15 protein-coding genes and 1 tRNA gene are annotated in these 19,547 nt (G+C 51.2%); all 16 read left to right on the forward strand.

Features of this window, described 5'->3' with window-relative positions; all coding sequences use genetic code 11:
* Window positions 1-13 precede the first annotated feature (13 nt).
* The 16 genes from tuf (M3080_RS02155) (at window position 14) to rplC (ending at window position 19,542) form a co-directional block, all read left to right on the forward strand.
* Window positions 14-1,204 (forward strand): elongation factor Tu, encoded by a 1,191-nt coding sequence (gene tuf, locus M3080_RS02155; RefSeq protein ID WP_249091705.1) that lies wholly within the window; start codon window positions 14-16, stop codon window positions 1,202-1,204.
* 47 nt (window positions 1,205-1,251) lie between these two features.
* Window positions 1,252-1,327, forward strand: a tRNA-Trp gene (locus tag M3080_RS02160).
* 46 nt (window positions 1,328-1,373) lie between these two features.
* Window positions 1,374-1,847, forward strand: a complete 474-nt coding sequence (gene secE, locus M3080_RS02165) for a preprotein translocase subunit SecE (RefSeq protein ID WP_346429222.1) — start codon at window positions 1,374-1,376, stop codon at window positions 1,845-1,847.
* A 12-nt stretch (window positions 1,848-1,859) separates the two neighbouring features.
* Window positions 1,860-2,423, forward strand: a complete 564-nt coding sequence (nusG, locus tag M3080_RS02170) for a transcription termination/antitermination protein NusG (RefSeq protein WP_249091706.1) — start codon at window positions 1,860-1,862, stop codon at window positions 2,421-2,423.
* Between the two features lie 136 nt (window positions 2,424-2,559).
* Window positions 2,560-2,991 carry a 50S ribosomal protein L11 gene (gene rplK, locus M3080_RS02175; RefSeq protein WP_022472607.1) on the forward strand — a complete coding sequence of 144 codons (432 nt, stop codon included), beginning with the start codon at window positions 2,560-2,562 and terminating at the stop codon, window positions 2,989-2,991.
* 1 nt (window position 2,992) lies between these two features.
* On the forward strand, window positions 2,993-3,688 hold the full coding sequence (rplA, locus tag M3080_RS02180) for a 50S ribosomal protein L1 (protein ID WP_249091707.1): 696 nt from the start codon (window positions 2,993-2,995) through the stop codon (window positions 3,686-3,688).
* A gap of 362 nt (window positions 3,689-4,050) precedes the next feature.
* Window positions 4,051-4,581 (forward strand): 50S ribosomal protein L10, encoded by a 531-nt coding sequence (rplJ, locus tag M3080_RS02185; RefSeq protein WP_022472609.1) that lies wholly within the window; start codon window positions 4,051-4,053, stop codon window positions 4,579-4,581.
* Window positions 4,582-4,623: 42 nt separating this feature from the next.
* Window positions 4,624-5,004 carry a 50S ribosomal protein L7/L12 gene (gene rplL, locus M3080_RS02190; RefSeq protein WP_022472610.1) on the forward strand — a complete coding sequence of 127 codons (381 nt, stop codon included), beginning with the start codon at window positions 4,624-4,626 and terminating at the stop codon, window positions 5,002-5,004.
* Window positions 5,005-5,288: 284 nt separating this feature from the next.
* Window positions 5,289-9,386, forward strand: coding sequence for a DNA-directed RNA polymerase subunit beta (rpoB, locus tag M3080_RS02195; RefSeq protein ID WP_249091708.1), 4,098 nt, complete (start codon window positions 5,289-5,291; stop codon window positions 9,384-9,386).
* 13 nt (window positions 9,387-9,399) lie between these two features.
* The gene (rpoC, locus tag M3080_RS02200) at window positions 9,400-13,644 is read left to right on the forward strand and encodes a DNA-directed RNA polymerase subunit beta' (protein ID WP_249091709.1); all 4,245 of its coding nucleotides are present in this window, start codon (window positions 9,400-9,402) and stop codon (window positions 13,642-13,644) included.
* 301 nt (window positions 13,645-13,945) lie between these two features.
* Window positions 13,946-14,323: a 30S ribosomal protein S12 gene (rpsL, locus tag M3080_RS02205; RefSeq protein WP_022472439.1), complete on the forward strand. Its 378-nt coding sequence runs from the start codon at window positions 13,946-13,948 to the stop codon at window positions 14,321-14,323.
* A gap of 128 nt (window positions 14,324-14,451) precedes the next feature.
* Window positions 14,452-14,922 (forward strand): 30S ribosomal protein S7, encoded by a 471-nt coding sequence (gene rpsG, locus M3080_RS02210; protein ID WP_022472440.1) that lies wholly within the window; start codon window positions 14,452-14,454, stop codon window positions 14,920-14,922.
* 66 nt (window positions 14,923-14,988) lie between these two features.
* On the forward strand, window positions 14,989-17,091 hold the full coding sequence (gene fusA / locus M3080_RS02215) for an elongation factor G (RefSeq protein WP_022472441.1): 2,103 nt from the start codon (window positions 14,989-14,991) through the stop codon (window positions 17,089-17,091).
* A 59-nt stretch (window positions 17,092-17,150) separates the two neighbouring features.
* Window positions 17,151-18,341 carry an elongation factor Tu gene (gene tuf / locus M3080_RS02220; protein WP_249091705.1) on the forward strand — a complete coding sequence of 397 codons (1,191 nt, stop codon included), beginning with the start codon at window positions 17,151-17,153 and terminating at the stop codon, window positions 18,339-18,341.
* A gap of 108 nt (window positions 18,342-18,449) precedes the next feature.
* Complete coding sequence (rpsJ, locus tag M3080_RS02225) at window positions 18,450-18,761, forward strand: 30S ribosomal protein S10 (protein WP_022472433.1); 312 nt, start codon at window positions 18,450-18,452, stop codon at window positions 18,759-18,761.
* 136 nt (window positions 18,762-18,897) lie between these two features.
* Window positions 18,898-19,542 carry a 50S ribosomal protein L3 gene (rplC, locus tag M3080_RS02230; protein WP_022472432.1) on the forward strand — a complete coding sequence of 215 codons (645 nt, stop codon included), beginning with the start codon at window positions 18,898-18,900 and terminating at the stop codon, window positions 19,540-19,542.
* Window positions 19,543-19,547 lie beyond the last annotated feature (5 nt).

Raw genomic sequence — 19,547 nt, forward strand, 5'->3', positions numbered from 1 at the left:
TCAGGAGTTCGCCATGGCAAAAGGCAAGTTTGAACGCACCAAGCCCCACGTGAACGTGGGCACGATCGGTCACGTCGACCATGGTAAGACGACGTTGACGGCAGCAATCACGACGGTATTGGCCGCCAAGTTCGGTGGCGAAGCCCGTGCATATGACCAAATTGACGCGGCTCCGGAAGAAAAGGCCCGTGGTATTACGATTAACACGGCCCACGTTGAATACGAAACGGAACACCGTCACTATGCACACGTTGACTGCCCGGGGCACGCTGACTATGTGAAGAACATGATCACGGGTGCTGCTCAGATGGACGGTGCAATCTTGGTGGTTTCTGCTGCTGACGGTCCGATGCCGCAAACGCGTGAACATATTTTGTTGGCTCGCCAAGTGGGCGTTCCGTACATCATTGTGTACTTGAACAAGTGCGACATGGTGGACGACGCTGAATTGCTCGAACTCGTGGAAATGGAAGTCCGCGACTTGTTGAGCAACTACAACTTCCCTGGCGACGAAATTCCGATCGTGAAGGGTTCTGCCAAGTTGGCTTTGGAAGGCGACCAATCTGAAATTGGTGTTCCCTCCATCTTGAAGTTGGCTGAAACGATGGATAGCTACATCCCGACGCCGGTGCGTGACGTTGACCATCCGTTCTTGATGCCTGTTGAAGACGTGTTCTCGATCTCCGGTCGTGGCACGGTGGTGACGGGTCGTGTGGAACGCGGTGTGTTGAAGGTTGGCGACGAAATTGAAATCGTTGGTATCCGTCCGACGCAAAAGACGACCTGCACGGGCGTTGAAATGTTCCGTAAGTTGCTCGACCAAGGTCAAGCCGGTGACAACATTGGTGTGTTGTTGCGTGGTACGAAGCGTGAAGAAGTGGAACGTGGTCAAGTGTTGGCCAAGCCGGGCACGATCACGCCGCACACGAAGTTCACGGCTGAAGTGTACGTTTTGAGCAAGGACGAAGGTGGTCGTCACACGCCGTTCTTCAAGGGCTATCGTCCGCAATTCTACTTCCGCACGACGGACGTGACGGGTACGATTGAATTGCCGGAAGGCGTCGAAATGGTGATGCCTGGCGATAACATCACGATGACGGTTCAATTGATCAGCCCGATCGCCATGAACGAAGGCTTGCGTTTCGCTGTTCGTGAAGGTGGTCGTACGGTTGGCGCCGGTGTGGTGGCCAAGATCATCGAATAATCTCGGATTCAAGAGAGTCGTTAATATGACGGCTCTTAAGAAGGGTTAGGGGTATAGCTCAATTGGCAGAGCGACGGTCTCCAAAACCGTAGGTTGAGGGTTCGATTCCTTCTGCCCCTGCCACCCAAGATATAGTGCAAGCAAGCCGCGGTCAGAAGATCGCGGCTTGGTGTTGTTGGAAACGCTCTTTTTTTTTGACATTAAATTTGGCGAAATCGCTGTTGTTGATAACGAGGGTTCGCCTAAAGAAATTATGAGTACACAAAACGCAAAACCTGAAGAAAAAACATCTGGCTCGGACATGGCTCTGGTGTCGTTGGCGGTTATTCTGGCGTTGGCCGGCGTCTGCGGCTTTAGCTTCTTGAGCGACCAAACCTTACTGGTTCGTTTGGGCGTGTTGATCGGTGGCTTGGTTTTCGCCGTGGTGATTGCATGGTTTAGCCCTTCGGGCAAACGTTTCATTGTTTATGGTCGCGAATCGTATGACGAATTGCGTCGCGTTGTGTGGCCGACACGTAAAGAAACGTTGAACTCTACCGGTATGGTCATTGCGTTTGTTGTCGTCGTCGCGGTATTTTTGTTCTTGGTCGATATGATCGTTGAATGGGGCTTGTACGACGTTTTGTTGAAGCTCAGCCTTTAATGGAGTCTGCGTATGACTGAAATACAAGAACAACAACAGGTTGCTGCACCGAAGATGCGCTGGTATGTTGTGCACGTTTATTCTGGCATGGAAAAGAGTGTGCAAAGAGCGCTGACAGAAAGAATCGGTCGTTGCGCATTCCCTGAACAGTTCGGCGAAGTTTTGGTTCCGACTGAAGAAGTGGTCGAAACCCGCAATAACCGCCGCTATGTGACCGAACGCCGTATGTATGCCGGCTATGTGTTGGTGCATATGGTTATGAATGACGACACATGGCACTTGGTTAAGAATACGCCTCGTGTAACCGGCTTCTTGGGCGGCAATCGTCCGGCAGCTCTTGCCGATCACGAAATCGCTGCGATTCTTCAAACTCAAGAAGCTACCGCTGAAAAACCGCGTCCCAAGATTAGTTTTGAAGTTGGTGAAACCGTTCGTCTTAAAGAGGGCGCCTTTGCCGATTTCAATGGTCGCATCGAAGAAGTGGATTACGATCGCAGCCGCCTGCGTGTCACGGTTGAAATTTTTGGTCGTGAAACACCTGTGGACATTTCGTTTAGCGGCGTTGAAAAAATTTAATTTTCGCGTGGTTATGACAAGAATTTGCTTTTTGAGAAATTCGGTGGCATAATCGCGCTCTTTCTTGTTAAACAAACACTAGGGAGCCTGAGCAGAGAGATCTGTAAAGGCGCTAGAACCTAAAAGGAAACCTCAAATGGCTAAGAAGATTGTCGGCTATATTAAGCTGCAAGTTCCCGCCGGCAAGGCTAACCCCTCGCCCCCAATCGGTCCCGCTCTCGGTCAGCGCGGTCTTAACATCATGGAATTCTGTAAGGCTTTCAACGCCCGTACGCAAGGTGTTGAACCCGGTTTGCCGATTCCTGTGGTGATCACCGCTTACGCTGATAAGAGCTTCACCTTCATTATGAAGACCCCTCCGGCCACGATTTTGATCAAGAAGGCCGCTAAGATTCAGAAGGGTTCTTCTCGTCCGCATACGGACAAGGTGGGTAAGATTACTCGCGCTCAAGCCGAAGAAATCGCCAAGACGAAGATGCCGGATTTGACGGCTGCTGATATGGATGCTGCTGTCCGCACGATCGCCGGTAGCGCTCGTTCCATGGGCATCACTGTGGAGGGACTGTAATATGGCTAAGATCACCAAGCGTATGAAAGCCGCTCAGTCCAAGGTTGAAGCGCAAAAGTTTTACGCCGTTGCTGATGCTTTGGCATTAGTTAAGGAAACGGCTAGCGCCAAGTTCGATGAATCCGTCGACGTGGCTATTCAATTGGGTATTGACCCCCGTAAGTCCGACCAAGCTGTTCGTGGCGCCGCTGTGTTGCCCGAAGGTACGGGTAAGACGGTTCGCGTGGCTGTGTTTGCTCAAGGTGCTAAGGCTGATGAAGCTAAGGCTGCCGGAGCTGACGTGGTCGGTTTTGATGATTTGGCCGCTACTGTTAAGGCCGGTCAACTTGACTTTGACGTTGTGATCGCTTCTCCGGACGCCATGCGTATCGTGGGTCAATTGGGTAAGATTTTAGGCCCGCGCGGCTTGATGCCGAACCCGAAGGTGGGTACGGTTACGCCGAACGTGGCTGAAGCTGTTAAGAACGCTAAGGCTGGTCAAGTGCAATTCCGCGCTGATAAGGCCGGTATTATTCACGCCTCCATCGGTCGTGCTTCCTTTGAAGCTGCTCGCTTGGAAACGAACTTGAAGGCGTTGATCGATGCGTTGGTCAAGGCTAAGCCCGCCTCCTCCAAGGGTCAGTACCTCCGTAAGGTTTCTGTCTCTTCTACGATGGGTGTTGGCGTTCGCGTTGACGTTTCAACTGTTGTTGCTTAATAACATTTACCCGTGAGTCCGATTTAGTCATCGGGCTCACAAAAAGAGGTCGTGAGGCCTCGAGGGCTTTGGGTGGGAAGTTTACTTCCCGCTGTCAAAGACCGCTGGAAACAAAACTTTCGGTGTTTGGACGGCTGAAAAAGTTAGAACCTCGAAACAATTGTTTTAATTGTCTTGTGAAAGAGTCGGTGAACGTCAAAAACCGACTGACTGACAAGATGTCCAGCGCAGACGGCTACCGAAGAGAGAAAATTTCGTTTGATCGTGCCGCTTGGCATGGCAGGCGAGACTCTCGGAGAGTTGCCGGTTATTTGTAAACCGGTGCCGAAAGTAATTTCGGTACCTCTGAGTGGAGCCAGACCGTGGGTCTTAATCGTCAAGATAAAGCGGCAGTTATCGAAGAAGTGAGTGGCATTGTTGCCAACGCTGGTTCGATCGTTATTGCCGAATACCGTGGGCTGAGCGTTCAAGCGGTCACTCAATTGCGTGCTAACGCCCGCAAGGAAGGTGTCCAACTGCGCGTGCTTAAAAACACTCTTGTGCGTCGTGCCGTTGCCGGTACTCCGTTCGAAGGTTTGTCCGACCAATTCGTCGGTCCCCTCGTTTACGGTTTTTCCGCTGATCCGGTCGCCGCTGCTAAGGTGTTAGTCTCCTTTGCCAAGAAAAACGACAAGCTCATTGTCAAGGGCGGTGCGATGCCGAACAACGTCTTGGACGTTGCTGGTGTTGAACAACTCGCCACGATGCCGAGCCGCGAAGAATTGTTGGCTAAGTTGATGGCTACGATGAACGAACCGATCGCTAAGTTCGTTCGCACGCTCAATGAAGTGCCTGCGCGCATGGTGCGCACAGTTGCCGCTGTTCGCGATGCTAAGGAAAAGGCTGCTGCCTAACCTAATTTTTAATTAACAAACGAAATTTATTGGAGTCATAAAATGGCCCTTACGAAAGAAGAAATCCTCGACGCAATTGCGTCCATGACCGTTCTCGAAGTTTCCGAACTCATCAAGATGATGGAAGAAAAGTTCGGTGTTTCCGCTGCCGCTGCTGCTGTTGCAGTTGCTGCTCCTGCTGCTGGTGGTGCTGCCGCCGCTGCTGAAGAAAAGACGGAATTCGACGTCGTTCTCGCTGAAGTTGGTTCTAACAAGATCGCCGTTATTAAGGCTGTTCGCGAATTGACCGGCTTGGGCTTGAAGGAAGCCAAGGACATGGTTGAAGGCGCTCCGAAGGCTGTTAAGGAAGGCTTGCCGAAGGCTGATGCTGAAGAAGCCAAGAAGAAGTTGGAAGCCGCTGGCGCCAAGGTCGAACTCAAGTAATTCTTGCTGTTCTGCCGAAATTCGGGCAATATTTGAAAAGATGTTGCCCGAAAAAGTCCTTCTGTTGGAGGACTTTGAACTGAGTTTCTTTTAGTTGATAAGAATTCAGTTCTAAGTCTTCTGAGTGAGCAGCAAAAATTCGATTGACTGAAAATTTACCATCCGAAACGCCGCTCGGGTATTGAATAGATACCTGGGGCGGCTTTTGGCGTCTTTCTTTTTTGTTTTCTTACTTAGGCTGAAATCGTTTTTTTTTCATCAATCTCACGTCGAACGGAGTGTCCATGTCGTACTCGTTCACTGAAAAGAAGCGCATTCGAAAGAGTTTTGCGACTCGTCCGAGTGTTCTCGCAGTGCCTTCCTTGTTGGAAATGCAACTTCGGTCTTATTCCGAATTTTTGCAAGCCGATGTTGCTTCCGCAGACCGCAATCCGAATTTTGGTTTGCAATCTGCTTTTACGTCTATTTTCCCGATCTCCAGTCACAACGGTTTAGCTCGTTTGGTTTTTGAGAGCTATTCGCTCGACGAGCCCGTTTTTGATGTGGCCGAATGCCAATTGCGCGGTTTGACTTATTCAAGCCGTTTGCGTGCTCGCATTCGTTTGGAAATTATCGATCGTGACGATCCTGCCAAGAGCCGGATCAAAGAAATCCGTGAAAATGATGTCTATATGGGTGAAATTCCGTTAATGACGGAAAAAGCCTCCTTCATCATCAACGGTTCTGAGCGTGTGATTGTCAGCCAGTTGCACCGTTCGCCTGGTTTGTTCTTTGAACATGACAAGGGCAAGACGCACAGCTCTGGCAAGTTGCTTTTCTCCGCTCGTATGATTCCGTACCGCGGTTCTTGGCTTGATTTTGAATTTGACGCAAAGGATCTCGTCTACTTCCGTGTTGACCGTCGTCGTAAGATGCCGGTGACGATTTTGCTCAAGGCTTTGGGCATGAATGCGGAACAGATTCTTGAAACGTTCTTCGAATTCGATACCTTTAAGCTCGGCGCTCGCAGTGCCTCTATGACGCTTGTGCCGGAACGCCTGAAGGGTGAAGTGGCTCGTTTCGATATCGTAGGCCGTGACGGTGAAGTGATTGTCGCTAAGGACAAGCGCATCACGGCTCGTCATATCCGTCAAATGGCTGATATGAAGACAGTTTCTGTCAACGATGATTTCTTGATTGGCCGTGTGTTGGCCAAAGACATCATTGATGGCGAAACCGGTGAAGTGTTGGCAGCCGCTAACGATGAAATCACCGAAGAATTGTTGGCCAAATTGCGTGAAGCCAAGATCAAGGGCTTCCAAACGATTTATACCAACGAATTGGATCAAGGTAGCTTTATCTCCGATACGTTGCGTATTGATGAAACGCCGGATCAAATGTCTGCCCGCGTGGCCATTTACCGCATGATGCGTCCGGGTGAACCGCCCACAGAGGAAGCGGTTGAAATGTTGATGAATCGTTTGTTCTTCTCTGAAGAAACGTACGATTTGTCCCGCGTTGGCCGTATGAAGGTCAATGCTCGTTTGGCTCGTCCGACAGCAGAAGGTCCGGGTACGCTCACGCACGAAGACATTGTCGATACGGTCAAAGTATTGGTCGAATTGCGCAACGGTCGCGGAGAAGTCGACGATATCGACCACTTGGGCAACCGTCGTGTGCGTTGTGTTGGTGAATTGGCTGAAAATCAATTCCGCTCCGGTTTGGTGCGTGTGGAACGCGCTGTGCGTGAACGTTTGGCTCAAGCTGAGTCTGACAATTTAACGCCGCAAGATTTGATCAACAGCAAGCCGATTTCTGCTGCCATTCGTGAATTCTTTGGCTCAAGCCAATTGAGCCAGTTCATGGATCAAACCAACCCGTTGTCTGAAATTACCCACAAGCGTCGTATTTCCGCTTTAGGTCCTGGTGGTTTGACTCGTGAACGCGCCGGCTTCGAAGTCCGCGACGTGCACCCGACTCACTATGGTCGTTTGTGCCCGATTGAAACGCCTGAAGGTCCGAACATCGGTTTGATTAACTCGTTAGCTTTGTATGCTCGCTTGAATGAATACGGCTTCTTGGAAACGCCGTATCGTAAGGTGATTGACTGCAAGGTGACCGATCAGATTGATTACCTCTCCGCCATTGAAGAAGGTAAGTACGTCATTTGTCAGGCCAACTCCGAGTTGGATGATGAAGGTCGCTTGACTCAAGAATTGGTGAGCGCCCGTGAAAACGGTGAAACCGTGATGGTTAGCCCGGAACGCGTTCAATACATGGACGTCTCTCCGTTGCAGGTCGTTTCTGCCGCTGCTTCCTTGATTCCGTTCTTGGAACACGATGACGCTAACCGTGCTTTGATGGGTTCTAACATGCAACGTCAAGGCGTTCCGTGTTTGCGTCCGGAAAAACCGGTTGTCGGTACGGGTGTGGAACGTACGGTGGCTGTGGACTCCAAGACGGCTGTCCAAGCCAAGCGTGGCGGTATCGTTGACTATGTTGATGCCAACCGTGTGGTGATTCGCGTCAATGACGATGAAAATATCCCGGGCGAAGTGGGTGTTGACATTTATAACCTGCAGAAGTTCACGCGTTCCAACCAAAGCACGAACATTAACCAACGTCCGATTGTCTCTCGCGGAGACGTTGTGGCTCGCGGTGACGTTTTGGCCGACGGTGCTTCCACCGACATGGGTGAATTGGCATTGGGTCAAAATCTGTTGGTGGCCTTCATGCCTTGGAACGGTTACAACTACGAAGACTCTGTTTTGATCAGTGAAAAGGTGGTGGCCGATGACCGCTATACCTCTATTCACATTGAAGAGCTCTCCGTGGTGGCTCGTGATACGAAGTTGGGCGCCGAAGAAATTACGCGCGACATTTCTAACTTGTCCGAAAACCAATTAGCCCGTTTGGACGAATGCGGCATTGTGCAAATCGGCGCTGAAGTTAAGGCCGGTGACGTACTCGTCGGTAAGGTGACGCCGAAGGGCGAAACGCAATTGACGCCTGAAGAAAAACTCTTGCGAGTGATCTTCGGTGAAAAGGCCAGTGACGTTAAGGATACGTCTTTGCGTGTTCCGTCCGGTATGACCGGAACGGTAATTGACGTTCAAGTCTTTACGCGTGAAGGCGTTGAACGCGACGCTCGTGCTAACTCCATTATTGACGAATCGCTCAAGCGCTATCGTCAGGATTTGGATGAAAAACTGCGCATTGTAGAAGGTGACGGTTTTGCCCGTTTGGCTCGCCAACTTGAAGGCAAGAAGGCCGAAGGCGGTCCGAAGGGTCTCAAGAAGGGTGTCCTCACCAAGGAATATTTGGAAAGCTTGAAGGGCTTTGAAATCTTTGATCTGCGTATGGTCGATGAAGCTGATCAGAAGTTGCTCGAAGATATGCGTGCTCAACTCGATGACAAACGCCACGAATTTGATCGTGCGTTTGAAATCAAGCGCAAGAAGCTGACCCAAGGCGATGAGTTGCCCCCGGGCGTGCTCAAGATGGTGAAGGTCTACATCGCTGAAAAACGTCGCCTGCAACCGGGTGACAAGATGGCAGGTCGTCACGGTAACAAGGGTGTGGTCTCTAAGATTTGCCCGGTGGAAGATATGCCGTACATGGCTGACGGTCGTCCTGCCGACGTCGCTCTTAATCCGTTGGGCGTGCCCTCTCGTATGAATATTGGTCAGGTGCTCGAAGTGCACTTAGGCTGGGCTGCCAAGGGCTTGGGCTGGCGCATCGGTGAAATGATCAAGAGCTGCCAAGTGGCTCAAATGCGTGCCTTCTTGGAAAAGATCTACAACGAAACGGGCAAGAAGGAAGATTTGAATAGCTTGACGGATGAAGAAATCATGCGTTTGGCCGAAAATCTCCAAAACGGTGTGCCGTTTGCTACGCCAGTGTTCGATGGCGCCAGTGAAGAACAAATCGGCAAGATGCTCGATTTGGCCTTCCCTGAAGATGTTGCTAAGCGCCTGCAATTGACGCCGTCTAAGACGCAATGCACGCTCTATGATGGCCGTACCGGCGAAGCATTTGATCGTCCCGTCACAGTCGGTTACATGCACTACTTGAAGTTGCACCACTTGGTTGATGACAAGATGCACGCTCGTTCTACGGGTCCGTATTCGTTGGTTACGCAGCAACCGTTGGGTGGTAAGGCTCAATTCGGTGGTCAACGCTTCGGTGAAATGGAAGTGTGGGCTCTGGAAGCTTACGGTGCCTCTTACGTGTTGCAAGAAATGCTGACGGTGAAGTCTGACGATGTGAACGGCCGTACGAAGGTTTACGAAAACATCGTTAAGGGCGAACACGTTCTCGAAGCCGGTATGCCGGAATCGTTCAACGTGTTGGTGAAGGAAATCCGGTCGTTGGGTATTGACATCGACCTCGAACGTAATTAAGGACAGAACAGATATGAATCCGCTTATCGATCTGTTTAAGCAATTTAATCAGGACGATCACTTCGACGCGATCAAGATTGGTCTTGCATCGCCGGAGAAGATTCGTTCCTGGTCTTACGGTGAAGTGAAGAAACCGGAGACCATCAACTACCGTACCTTTAAGCCGGAGCGCGACGGTCTGTTCTGTGCCAAGATCTTTGGCCCGGTCAAGGACTATGAGTGCTTGTGCGGTAAATATAAGCGCCTGAAGCACCGCGGTGTTGTTTGCGAAAAATGCGGTGTTGAAGTCACGTTGTCCAAGGTGCGTCGTGAACGCATGGGTCATATTGAATTGGCAAGCCCTGTTGCCCACATCTGGTTCTTAAAGAGCTTGCCGTCCCGCATGGGTATGGTTTTGGACATCCCCTTGCGTGACATTGAACGTGTGCTTTATTTTGAAGCCTACTGCGTGGTGGATCCGGGCATGACGGATTTGAAGCGCGGTCAGTTGCTCACCGAAGACGAATACCTCGAAAAGGTTGAGCAGTTCGGATCTGACTTCAAGGCCATGATGGGTGCTGAAGCTATTCGTGAAATGCTTCGCACGATTGACGTTGACCACGAAGTCGAAACGCTGCGCAAAGAACTCGAAGATACTTCTTCTGATGCCAAGATCAAGAAGTTCTCCAAGCGCTTGAAAGTTTTGGAAGGTTTCCAACGCTCTGGCGTTAAGCCGGAATGGATGGTGATGGAAGTTTTGCCGGTGTTACCGCCGGATCTTCGTCCGTTGGTGCCGTTGGATGGCGGACGCTTTGCTACGTCCGATTTGAACGATTTGTATCGTCGAGTCATCAATCGTAATAACCGTCTGAAACGTTTGCTCGAACTGAAGGCTCCGGACATCATCATTCGCAATGAAAAGCGTATGTTGCAAGAAGCCGTTGACAGCTTGTTGGATAACGGCCGTCGCGGCAAGGCCATGACCGGTCCTTCCAAGCGTCCTTTGAAGTCCTTGGCCGACATGATCAAGGGTAAGAGCGGTCGCTTCCGTCAAAATCTGTTGGGTAAGCGTGTGGACTACTCGGGTCGTTCCGTGATTACGGTGGGTCCGTACCTGCGTCTGCACCAATGCGGTTTGCCGAAGTTGATGGCTTTGGAATTATTCAAGCCCTTCATCTTCAATAAGTTGGAACGTCGTGGTTTGGCCATGACGATCAAAGCCGCCAAGAAGATGGTTGACAATCAAGAGCCGGTTGTTTGGGATATCCTTGAAGAGGTGATTTACGAACACCCGGTGATGCTCAACCGTGCTCCGACGTTGCACCGTTTGGGTATTCAAGCTTTTGAACCGAAGTTGATTGAAGGTAAGGCCATTCAATTGCACCCGCTCGTTTGCGCAGCCTTTAACGCTGACTTCGACGGTGACCAAATGGCTGTTCACGTGCCGCTTTCTTTGGAAGCCCAATTGGAAGCCCGTACGTTGATGCTTGCTTCCAACAACGTGCTCTTCCCGGCTAACGGCAACCCGTCCATCGTTCCGTCCCAGGACATGGTGCTTGGTTTGTACTACTCCACCCGTGAACGTATCAATGCCATGGGTGAGGGGATGTTCTTTGCCGATGTCGCAGAAGTGCGTCGTGCATTGGACAACAAGAAGATTGAACTTCAAACCCGTTGTACGGTTCGTATCAAAGAATACGAAGTCAATAAGAAGACGGGCGAGAAGACCGAAAAGATTGTCCGTTATGAAACAACAGCCGGCCGTGCTTTGTTGTCCGAAATTCTGCCCGAAGGCATGAGTTTTGCGGAATTGAACCGTACGCTGAAGAAGAAGGAAATCGCCCGCTTAATCAACACCTGCTTCCGCAAGTGCGGTTTGCGTGCGACGGTACTTTTTGCTGACCGTTTGAAGGACCGTGGCTATGCTCTGTCCACCATTGGCGGCTTGTCCATCTGCATCGGCGATATGACGGTTCCTGCTCAAAAGGCAGAATTGATTGCAGCTGCTGAAAAAGAAGTCAAGGAAATTGAAGCTCAGTACGCCTCCGGTTTGGTAACGCAAGGCGAACGCTACAACAAGGTGGTGGATATTTGGGGTCGTACGGCCGATCAAGTCGGTAAGGTGATGATGGAAGAGCTTTCCACGGAACCGGTTGTTGACCGTCATGGCAAGCTCACCAAGCAAGAATCTTTCAATTCCATCTACATGATGGCTGACTCCGGCGCCCGTGGTTCTGCTGCTCAGATTCGTCAGTTGGCCGGTATGCGTGGTTTGATGGCTAAGCCTGACGGCTCCATTATTGAAACCCCGATTACGGCTAACTTCCGTGAAGGCTTGAACGTACTGCAGTACTTTATTTCAACCCACGGTGCTCGTAAGGGTTTGGCTGATACGGCTTTGAAGACGGCTAACTCCGGTTACTTAACTCGTCGTCTCGTTGACGTGACGCAAGACTTGGTCGTCACTGAAGAAGACTGCCACACCACTCAAGGCGTTAGCATGAAGGCCTTGGTTGAAGGTGGTGACGTTATTCAATCGTTGCGTGACCGTGTGTTGGGTCGTGTGACAAGCGCCGATATCGTCAATCCTGAAACGGGAGAAGTCGTTATTGCGGCCGGTACGCTCTTGACCGAAGATGAATGCGACGAAATTGAAAAACTCGGTATTGACGAAGTGATGGTTCGCACGCCGCTCACCTGCCAAACCCGTTACGGTTTGTGCGCCAAGTGCTATGGTCGCGATTTGGGCCGTGGCTCCTTGGTCAATGTCGGTGAGGCTGTGGGCGTGATCGCAGCTCAGTCCATTGGTGAACCGGGTACACAGTTGACGATGCGTACGTTCCACATCGGTGGTGCCGCTAGCCGCGCTGCGGTGGCAAGCTCTGTGGAAGCCAAGGTTAACGGTCAAGTGAGCTACTCCTCGGCGATGCGTTATGTGACGAGCGCCAAGGGCGATCTCGTTGTGATTTCTCGTTCCGGTGAAATCATCATCAGCGATAACGGTCGTGAACGTGAACGTCATAAAGTGCCCTACGGTGCAACGTTGCTCGCGAAGCCCGATCAACAAATCAAGGCTGGCGCGCAGTTGGCAACCTGGGATCCGATGACCCGTCCGATTATTTCCGAATACGGTGGTACGGTTCAGTTTGAAGGCATCGTTGACAACGTAACCGTGATGAGTCAGACCGACGAAGTGACTGGTTTGTCCAGCCTCGTGGTAATTGACCCGAAACGTTCTACGGCCGGTGGTGCCAAGGGTAAGAAGGGTAGCACGCAAACGTTGCGTCCCGCTGTTCGTTTGCTCGATGAAAATGGCAACGAAGTGAAGATTCCGGGAACGGATCACCGTGTGACGATTCAGTTGCCGGTCGGTGCTTTGATTGTGGTCCGCGACGGTCAAAAGATTGGCCGCGGTGAAGTCTTGGCTCGTATTCCGGTTGAATCGCAAAAGACCCGTGATATTACGGGTGGTTTGCCGCGTGTTGCCGAGTTGTTTGAAGCTCGTTCGCCGAAGGATGCCGGTGTGCTCGCTGAAGTGACGGGTACGGTAACTTTCGGTAAGGAAACTAAGGGCAAACAACGTCTGGTGATTACCGACAATGAAGGTACCGATCACGAATTCTTGATCAGCAAGGATAAGAGCATCCTGGTTCACGATGGTCAAGTGGTTCAAAAGGGTGAAGAAATCGTTGAAGGTCCTGCTGATCCGCACGATATCCTTCGCTTGCTCGGTATCGAAGCATTAGCTCGCTACATTGTCGATGAAGTTCAGGATGTGTACCGTCTGCAGGGCGTGGCCATTAACGACAAGCACATTGAAGTGATTGTTCGTCAGATGTTGCGCCGTGTGAAGATTACGGATCCGGGTGATACGAAGTTCATTCGTGATGAACAGGTGGAACGCTCCGAAATGTTGGATGAAAACGACAAGGCTATTGCGGCTGGTAAGCGTCCGGCATTGTACGAAAACGTCCTCTTGGGTATTACGAAGGCTAGTTTGTCGACAGATTCCTTCATTTCCGCGGCTTCCTTCCAGGAAACCACGCGTGTTCTTACCGAAGCTGCCATCATGGGCAAGAAGGATGAATTGCGCGGCTTGAAGGAAAACGTTATTGTGGGTCGCTTAATTCCTGCCGGTACAGGCTTGGCCTATCACAAGACTGTGAAGGCTAATGAAGCGGCAGAGGCTGAAGAAGCCTCCGGCTTTAGCTCCACTTTTGCGTCGCAGGAACCTGTTGACGAAGCCATCGTAACTGAAACGGTGACGAAGGAAGAATAAGGTGCTTATAGCATCTGCCGGGAGTGTCGAGAGGCACTCCTGAACGAGGACCCGAGGGGCGTTTTTAGAGATTTCTCGCCCACGGGTCTTTCGTGCATTTTCTCTTAAGGTCTTGACAATAAGAGAAAAAAATACGAAAATCTCAGCCTCCCGAAGCTTAAAACTTTCGGACCTCCGATCATTGGCGTGATTTTATGCGTTGATGAAGGGGGTTTTGTGCGTTAGTTTCGGACGTTTTAAAAACCAGCAATTCTGCCTTCCATGCGAGAGCCTGGTTGGAGAATTTTTAATACGGACTTTTATGCCTACCATTAACCAATTAGTGCGTAAGCCCCGTGTGCTCACGCATGATAAAAGCAAGAGCCCCGCGCTCAAGAACTGCCCGCAAAAGCGTGGCGTTTGCACGCGCGTGTACACCACAACCCCTAAGAAGCCGAACTCCGCTTTGCGTAAGGTTGCCAAGGTGCGTTTGACCAACGGCTTTGAGGTCATTTCTTACATCGGTGGTGAAGGCCACAACCTGCAAGAACACAGCGTCGTGTTGATCCGCGGCGGTCGTGTTAAGGACTTGCCTGGTGTGCGTTACCACATCATCCGCGGTTCTTTGGACACCCAAGGTGTTAAGGATCGTAAGCAAGCTCGCTCCAAGTACGGCGCCAAGCGCCCGAAGGCAGCTTAATTCGCGGCGCGTTGTAGCCGTGAACGGTCTGCATCATCCGTTTTAGTGTGATGAAAGGACCGAGTAAGTCGCGATCCTAATTGAGTGATCGCATTGTTTAAGACTGAAGACTACGAAAAGAGGAAAAAATGCCCCGTCGTCGCGAAGTACCGAAACGTGAAATTTTGCCGGATCCGAAGTTCGGCAGTGTTGAAATCGCCAAATTTGTGAACGTGATCATGCTCGATGGCAAGAAGGCCGTCGCTGAACGCATCGTTTATGGCGCTTTGAGTGAAATTGAAGCCAAGACCGGCAAGGACGCTATGGAAGTGTTCAAGACCGCCCTTGACAATGTCCGCCCGCTCGTGGAAGTCAAGAGCCGTCGTGTTGGTGGTGCCAACTACCAAGTCCCGGTTGAAGTTCGCCCTGTCCGCCGTATGGCTTTGGCCATGCGCTGGTTGCGCGAAGCGGCTAAGAAGCGCGCTGAAAAGTCGATGCCCCAACGCTTAGCTGGTGAGTTGTTGGATGCGGCCGAAGGCCGTGGCGGCGCCATGAAGAAGCGTGACGAAGTTCACCGCATGGCTGAAGCCAACAAGGCTTTCTCTCACTTCCGTTTCTAATTTGATTAACCAGATGCGTTTTCCAATCAACGAGAAAACGCATCGTCTCCAACTAGGGGAAACATAATGGCTCGTACTACTCCGATCTCGCGTTATCGCAACATCGGGATTTCTGCCCACATTGACGCGGGTAAGACCACGACCACTGAACGTATTCTGTTCTATACGGGCGTTACCCATAAGCTCGGTGAAGTGCATGATGGCGCCGCCACCATGGACTGGATGGAACAGGAACAAGAAAAGGGGATTACGATTACGTCTGCCGCTACGACCACTTTCTGGCGTGGCATGGACGGTAAGTACCCGGAACATCGTTTGAACATCATTGATACCCCGGGGCACGTTGACTTCACCGTTGAAGTGGAACGTTCCATGCGCGTCTTGGACGGCGCCTGCATGGTTTACTGTGCCGTGGGTGGTGTTCAGCCGCAATCTGAAACTGTTTGGCGTCAAGCCAACAAGTATCACGTGCCTCGCTTGGCTTTCGTGAATAAGATGGACCGTACTGGTGCCAACTTCTTCAAAGTGTACGATCAAATGCGCGTACGTTTGAAGGCCAATCCTGTGCCTATCGTGATTCCTATCGGTGCTGAGGATTCCTTCGAAGGTGTTGTTGATCTTTTGAAGATGCGTTCCATCATTTGGGACGAAGCCAGCCAAGGTATGAAGTTCACCTATGGTGACATTCCGGCCGAACTTCAAGCTGACGCCGAAAAGTGGCGTGAGAACATGATCGAAGCCGCTGCCGAAGCCAATGAAGACTTGATGAACAAGTACTTGGAAAATGGCGAATTGAGCGAAGAAGAAATCGTTCAGGGCTTGCGTATGCGCACGATCGCTTGCGAAATTCAACCGATGCTCTGCGGTACGGCCTTTAAGAACAAGGGTGTTCAACGTATGTTGGATGCCGTGATTCAATTCTTGCCTTCTCCAGTTGATATTCCGCCGGTCAAGGGTGTGGATTTGGATGATAAGGAAGTTACGCGTGAAGCCGATGACAACGCTCCGTTCTCTGCGTTGGCCTTTAAGATCATGACCGACCCGTATGTTGGTCAGTTGACCTTCTTACGTGTCTATTCCGGCGTGCTCGTTTCCGGTGAAACGGTTTTGAACTCCGTGAAGAACAAGAAAGAACGTATCGGTCGTTTGTTGCAAATGCACGCTAACGAACGTAAGGAAATCAAAGAAGCCGAAGCCGGCGATATCGCCGCTGCCGTGGGCTTGAAGGAAGTAACTTCCGGCGATACGCTCTGCGATATTGCTAACCCGATCATTCTTGAACGCATGGAATTCCCGGAACCTGTGATTTCTCAGGCTGTCGAACCGAAGACCAAGGCTGACCAAGAAAAGATGGGTATCGCCTTGAACCGCTTGGCTCAAGAAGACCCGTCCTTCCGTGTTCGCACGGACGAAGAATCTGGTCAAACGATTATTTCCGGTATGGGTGAATTGCACTTGGAAATTTTGGTTGACCGTATGCGTCGTGAATTCAACGTTGAAGCTACGGTTGGTAAACCCCAAGTGGCTTACCGTGAAACGATTCGTTCTACGGTTGAAAACGCTGAATTCAAGTTCGTTAAGCAGTCTGGCGGTCGTGGTCAATACGGTCACGTTGTGCTCAAGCTTGAACCGCAAGAACCTGGCAAGGGCTTTGAATTCGTTGACGCCATTAAGGGCGGTGTGGTTCCCCGTGAATACATTCCTGCCGTTCAAAAGGGTGTGGAAGATACGTTGAAGGCCGGTGTGTTGGCTGGTTATCCGGTGGTGGACGTTAAGGTGACGTTGCACTTCGGTTCCTACCACGAAGTGGACTCCAACGAAAACGCCTTTAAGATGGCTGCCTCCATGGCCTTCAAGGAAGGTATGCGTCGCGCCAACCCGGTTCTGCTCGAACCGATTATGGCTGTTGAAGTTGAAACGCCTGAAGAAAAGATGGGCGACGTGATGGGTGACTTGTCTTCTCGTCGCGGTGTGATCCAAGGTATGGATGATATCGCCGGCGGCGGTAAGGCTATTCGCGCTGAAGTTCCGTTGGCTGAAATGTTCGGCTACGCTACAACGTTGCGTTCTTTGACGCAAGGTCGCGCCACCTACACGATGGAATTTAAGCACTACGCTGAAGCTCCGCGCAATGTTGCTGAAGCAGTTATCGCTGAAAAGACCAAATAAGAGTAGACTTTAAAAGTTATTTCCAATTTAACAAATTACCAATTAAAGGATCCATAGAAATGGCAAAAGGTAAATTTGAACGCACCAAGCCCCACGTGAACGTGGGCACGATCGGTCACGTCGACCATGGTAAGACGACGTTGACGGCAGCAATCACGACGGTATTGGCCGCCAAGTTCGGTGGCGAAGCCCGTGCATATGACCAAATTGACGCGGCTCCGGAAGAAAAGGCCCGTGGTATTACGATTAACACGGCCCACGTTGAATACGAAACGGAACACCGTCACTATGCACACGTTGACTGCCCGGGGCACGCTGACTATGTGAAGAACATGATCACGGGTGCTGCTCAGATGGACGGTGCAATCTTGGTGGTTTCTGCTGCTGACGGTCCGATGCCGCAAACGCGTGAACATATTTTGTTGGCTCGCCAAGTGGGCGTTCCGTACATCATTGTGTACTTGAACAAGTGCGACATGGTGGACGACGCTGAATTGCTCGAACTCGTGGAAATGGAAGTCCGCGACTTGTTGAGCAACTACAACTTCCCTGGCGACGAAATTCCGATCGTGAAGGGTTCTGCCAAGTTGGCTTTGGAAGGCGACCAATCTGAAATTGGTGTTCCCTCCATCTTGAAGTTGGCTGAAACGATGGATAGCTACATCCCGACGCCGGTGCGTGACGTTGACCATCCGTTCTTGATGCCTGTTGAAGACGTGTTCTCGATCTCCGGTCGTGGCACGGTGGTGACGGGTCGTGTGGAACGCGGTGTGTTGAAGGTTGGCGACGAAATTGAAATCGTTGGTATCCGTCCGACGCAAAAGACGACCTGCACGGGCGTTGAAATGTTCCGTAAGTTGCTCGACCAAGGTCAAGCCGGTGACAACATTGGTGTGTTGTTGCGTGGTACGAAGCGTGAAGAAGTGGAACGTGGTCAAGTGTTGGCCAAGCCGGGCACGATCACGCCGCACACGAAGTTCACGGCTGAAGTGTACGTTTTGAGCAAGGACGAAGGTGGTCGTCACACGCCGTTCTTCAAGGGCTATCGTCCGCAATTCTACTTCCGCACGACGGACGTGACGGGTACGATTGAATTGCCGGAAGGCGTCGAAATGGTGATGCCTGGCGATAACATCACGATGACGGTTCAATTGATCAGCCCGATCGCCATGAACGAAGGCTTGCGTTTCGCTGTTCGTGAAGGTGGTCGTACGGTTGGCGCCGGTGTGGTGGCCAAGATCATCGAATAATTTCAGAAACTTACTTAGTAACTGAAAGTATTTGACAAACAGAGGATGCGGAGGTAAACTCCGCATCCTCTGTTGTTCTTTAGTGTTCTTTTTTAAAGGAAAAACGAAATGCAATCTCAACGCATTCGCATTCGCCTTAAGGCGTTCGATTACAAGCTGATTGATCAATCTGCTCAAGAAATCGTTGACACGGCCAAGCGCACTGGCGCTGTGGTTCGCGGTCCTGTTCCTCTTCCCACCCGCATCCAACGTTTCGATATTTTGCGTTCCCCGCACGTCAACAAGACGAGCCGTGACCAATTCGAAATCCGCACGCATCAACGTTTGATGGACATCATCGATCCGACCGATAAGACGGTTGACGCTTTGATGAAGTTGGATTTGGCTGCCGGCGTGGACGTCGAAATCAAGGTTCAATAATTTTTTGCTATTGACTTGCAAGCTTTTTATTTGCAAGGTACAATCGCGCCTTTCTCGTGGAAAAAATATTTTAATTTTTTGACACGATTTTTCTTAAAAATGGTCCCGGCCAATCGTAGCCGGGGTGGAGATAACAATGAGTGAAAAACTCGGCTTAGTCGGTCGTAAGGTCGGCATGACGCGCATCTTTACCGAGGATGGTGAATCCATTCCCGTGACGGTGCTCGAAGTGGCTGGCAACCGTGTCACGCAAGTGAAGACGGAAGAAACCGACGGATACAATGCCATTCAAGTTGCATTCGGCTCTAAGAAGCCGTCTCGCGTGAGCAAGCCGCTCTCCGGTCACTATGCTAAGGCCGGTGTCGAAGCTGGCGAAATGCTCAAAGAGTTCCATATCGATGCTGATAAGCTCGCCGATTTGAAGGTGGGTACCACGTTGTCCGTGGAAATGTTCACGGTTGGCCAAAAGGTTGACGTGACCGGTATCACGATCGGTAAGGGTTTTGCCGGCGCTATCAAGCGTCACCACTTCTCATCCAACCGCGCTTCTCACGGTAACTCCGTTACGACCCGTGCACCGGGTTCTATCGGTAACCGCCAAGATCCGGGCCGTGTGTTCCCCGGTAAGCGTATGGCTGGTCACTTGGGCGATGTGCAACGCACAACGCAAAACCTCGTGGTGGCTCGCGTTGATGTCGAACGTCAATTGTTGCTCGTTCGCGGCGCTGTCCCCGGTGCTAAGGGCGGCAAGGTTATTGTCCGTCCGGCTGTGAAGGCCTAAGGAGC

The sequence above is a fragment of the Parasutterella secunda genome (assembly GCF_023336895.1).
Lineage (GTDB): Bacteria > Pseudomonadota > Gammaproteobacteria > Burkholderiales > Burkholderiaceae_F > Aphodousia > Aphodousia faecalis.